This window comes from Halanaerobium sp. (assembly GCF_003070835.1).
In genome coordinates this window covers 1-4,073 of sequence record NZ_QBLR01000301.1, presented here as the reverse complement: position 1 = coordinate 4,073, position 4,073 = coordinate 1, and the positions used below count along the sequence as shown (strand labels likewise).

Annotated in this window: 4 protein-coding genes; 2 read left to right on the top strand and 2 right to left on the bottom strand. The window is 30.5% G+C overall.

The window, feature by feature from the left end; translation table 11 throughout:
• Both CI949_RS17825 and CI949_RS17820 read right to left on the bottom strand, forming a co-directional pair.
• On the bottom strand, positions 1-296 hold a 296-nt coding region (locus CI949_RS17825; protein ID WP_290768848.1), incomplete at its 3' end, for a hypothetical protein.
• Between the two features lie 46 nt (positions 297-342).
• A complete protein-coding gene (locus tag CI949_RS17820; protein WP_290768845.1) occupies positions 343-609 on the bottom strand; it encodes a hypothetical protein in 267 nt (88 codons plus the stop codon).
• Positions 610-1,599: 990 nt separating this feature from the next.
• On the opposite strand from CI949_RS17820, the gene CI949_RS17815 reads away from it, so the two are divergent.
• Together CI949_RS17815 and CI949_RS17810 are read left to right on the top strand one after the other, a co-directional pair.
• On the top strand, positions 1,600-2,361 hold the full coding sequence (locus CI949_RS17815; protein ID WP_290768842.1) for a hypothetical protein: 762 nt from the start codon (positions 1,600-1,602) through the stop codon (positions 2,359-2,361).
• Positions 2,362-2,363: 2 nt separating this feature from the next.
• Complete coding sequence (locus tag CI949_RS17810; RefSeq protein WP_290768839.1) at positions 2,364-3,959, top strand: DnaB-like helicase C-terminal domain-containing protein; 1,596 nt, start codon at positions 2,364-2,366, stop codon at positions 3,957-3,959.
• The last annotated feature ends 114 nt before the right edge of the window (positions 3,960-4,073 follow it).

Sequence of the window (4,073 nt, the reverse complement as noted above, 5' to 3'; positions counted from 1 at the left end):
TTATTGCCATTCTTGCTAGTCTTCTCTCCCTGGAGGACACAGTAGTAATTACCTTTGTCCTTGAATATTGGGACCTTCATGATCACAAATCCCATTCTCACGGTAATGCTATCTGCCTTATCCATGTTTGAAGTTTCAACTTCTAGGACTTCAATTATGTGTTTGGTCGGTGTAAAGTAGTAGCAGAAAAACGGTAGAGCATCAAAATTCCAATCATAATCATCCAGAAACTCATATGACACTTCTGGACAAACACACTCTTCACCATTAAAAAAATCGCAATATCTACATTTCAACTATATCTCCCCCTTTTATAATAATAAAAAATTCACAAACTGTGGTTTAATGTCTTAAGGCAGGATTCTTCAGCTGCTTTATGAAGAAATCTTCCTCCTTACGCTTCTTCCCCTTTAAATACTCACTCCTGCTTATCTCAACAATTTCATTACATGCTTTCATACCTTTTTTAACCCCTGGCATCCTTTTTGCTAGATCCATCACATCAATATAGTTTGCATTGCTGCTCATACGAAGATAACGATTGCTCTCATGACGCTTTCCTGCACCCTGATGTCCATAATTGAGATTTACCTTAAAGTATTTAGCCACAACAATCACTCCTTAAGTTATTTTCAAAAATATATAATCAAAAAATTTTATTTTCATTATTTAATTGAAAATTATTTATTTAAAAAGGTTTTTATCTTTAAAACGACAAAAATCGTTTGTGCCCCCACCAAATTTTATTTTGGGGTACAAACGATTTTCTTAGATGCTAACCTCATATTCCACTTTCCAGCTTCTAACCTATCATTATATTTATAAGCTTAACTTTTTAACTTTCCTCCCCCTTCCGTTGACCACCTTAAATAAATATTACAAAAAAATAAATTTTAAATATAACTACTAGTATTAGCTTCTCAATGACTGAATGTTGTCAGTAGCTTAAAACATAACATTTATAATTTCTCTTCCTTTCTTCTTTCAAAGCGAATATTACCATCAGCTTAATACAACTACTCTTATGCAGAATAAAACAAAACCACAAAACAAAATAAAAAAAAGCAACGCCAACACACCACGGAGATCGAAGAGTGTCAAACGATCTTATTGACACTCGAAGATTGGAAGTGGTACAATGGCTGATTTTTAACTAATAAAAACTTTACTTTTCCTCTCCTTACATTCTTTTATTTATGTAACTTTTAAGCATTCTCTTAACTTTCATCCTCTTCCACAACTTCTTTATCTTCTTTCCCTTAATCATAACTTCTTAACTTAAATAATTTATCTTTCCTACATAAATTTATAACATAACATTTATATATCTATAATTTCTATATAAATGTTATTCTATATATTAATTTCTATACAGATTCTTTATAAGCTCAATCATAGTAAGCGTTAATAGGGGTTTGACATCTAATTTTAATTAATACTACCACTTAATTTAAATATACAAATATCTAATAACCATTAATCTTTTTTACAAAAACATACTATTATTGTAGTTGAATGTAAACCAATTCTTGTATATAATATATTATGTGCTTTAAACATTATTTGGTTAATTAAACTAATTTCAGGAAGGTGATTTCATTGGAAGAAAAAGATCTGTTTTTTAGAAGTTTATATCACGATCCCTGCCTTAAACACTATAACCACATGTATTTTTTCAGGATTAAAACTGAAAATTTGAATAAACTCTGGGATTTAACTCCTCAACAGCTGTTGCTTTTAATTAACATCTGGATTTATGACAAGGAGAAAAATAAGGAAAAGCTAACTAATAAGGAACTTAATACTATGGATTTTCAAGGCACTAAGTTTAATATTGCTAAGACAACATCAAATATATCATCTCATGTAAAAAAATTAGAAGAATTAAAACTAATAACTGTTAACGGCTCCCATAAAAATAGGGAATTTAAATATAACTTTGGGAGGCAGTGCAAAGATTTCAGGAGCATTCCCCTGGTTAAAATACTCCATTGGCTGGAAAGTACCGATAGTAATAAAGGCCTTAATACATATATATATTTATTATTTAACTTTTACAACAAATTCAGGCATCAACAAAATAACATCGCTTATTTTGGAGTAAGGGAATTAAATATTTCTCACAGTGAAATTGGAAAAGATTTAGGGATCACTGCAGCTAATGTAAAAACCCACTGTGATTTAATTGAAGAATTAGGGTTGATAGACAAAGAAAAAAACAGTGGTGAAGCAAATACATACTATGTTCCTTTTTATTCTAAGGGTGAAGACACTATTGTAGCAGCTAAAACCAGATCCGAAAAAGATATCCCTGAAAAAATAAGAGAAAAATACAATATTGAATTCAAGGGAGGGGAATAAGCTTGAATTATAGTTATAGTTATAATGAGTTGAGAAGCATAATATTAGCAAAGTTCTTAGATCTAGAGAGTAATTCAAAAGATTATAATGACAGAGAAGTTATTTTTAAAACTATAAACGAAGGTGATTTTTCTAATAGAATTGATAAATTGGTCTTCTCAAAAAGCAAAGAAATCATTTCAGATAAAAAAAGAACCCCTCAAATAAAGGAATTGGCTATTGACCCAGATATTGCTTATGAAATTTATAAAAAAGAGCAGCCGATAGAAAATATACTGGGTAAGATCAGTAAAAGTGAGTTATCTTCAATTTTAAAGGGTAACAGCAGCCAGAGTGATAGGGCAAGAGAGCTTATTAAAAACAAGCTAAATAAAATTTTAAATCCCGACATAAATATGGATCAGGAAGCAAGGCACTACATAGATGAATTTAAAAACCAGAGTCATCTAATGAAGGTCAGGGAAGAACTAAATCAAATACAGGATAATGTAAATAATGCTATTAAAGATGGTAAAGTTTATGATCCTGGTGATATTTTTAAGGACGGTTTTAACTTCATTTTTCGAGATGAAATCAATAATAAGGGATTAAAAGATATAGTTGAAGCACAGAGAAAAGAAGCTGCAGCAGGAAATAGAATTCCTACATATATAGATGAGTACGACAAAAAATACTTAAATAAAGGCATAAAAAACGGGTACATAGAAATTATAGGGGCTAAGACTGGTATGGGAAAGTCAGTTTATGCAATTACAAGGTTTTATAATCAGATAATTAACGGTTACAATGTCTATTACTTAAGCTTTGAAGAAGATAAGAACGATATTTTAGAAAAGATTTTAACTATCCACTCAACTCATGACTCTAAATTTAAAAATTATGAGCTAACTGCTAAAGACTGGATTGATATGGGCTATAACTGTAAGGATAAGGATAAAAGAGCAGCTATAGATGAAGTTGTTGAAGACCTAAAGAAATATAAATTCGAAAATCATATCATTGATATGAGAAGCAAAAATACCGTAGAGGATATAAAATCACAGCTAATAAACATGTCTGTGATCAATGCAAAGCATAAGATTGACTTGATATACCTTGACCATATTCATAATATAGATTCTGCAGATAGTTACAATAACTTCACAAACGCACTAAAAAATATAATGGGCTCAATCAGAGTTTTGGCTTCAAAATCTAAGATAGCTATATCTATACTCTCTCAATTAAATGATAGCGGCAAAGGAAAGCCAACAAAGCAGAATCTTAAGTGGTCCCAATCTCTCGCGAATGATGCTCATTTGGTAACTTTACTGGATAGGGCCGATTATGGTTTGAATGATGAGCAGCTTGAGAAGAGAAATCTCAAGGATAATGATCAAATGGAATTAATTATAGATAAGAATAGGCATGGCGAGACGGGTTCAGTAAAATTATACTTTGATTTTGAGAAGACTTATATTCGCGGCTGGAAAGAAACTGATAAATCCAAAAATAAAGTTGAAGAAAAAGCTAAGAATAAAGTTAAAGATAAAACAAAAAGGATCTTCTCCAAAAAATCACTGGAGGAAGAATTGCTGCCAGGATTTAAATATATATAATTAGAAAGCAAAAAACCTCTCACAAAAGTGGGAGGTTTCATAGTTAAAGATTAAATATTTTTGAACTAATATTTTAGTTAAACCCTTCTTTTAGTGGATATAAAAATACTTAAG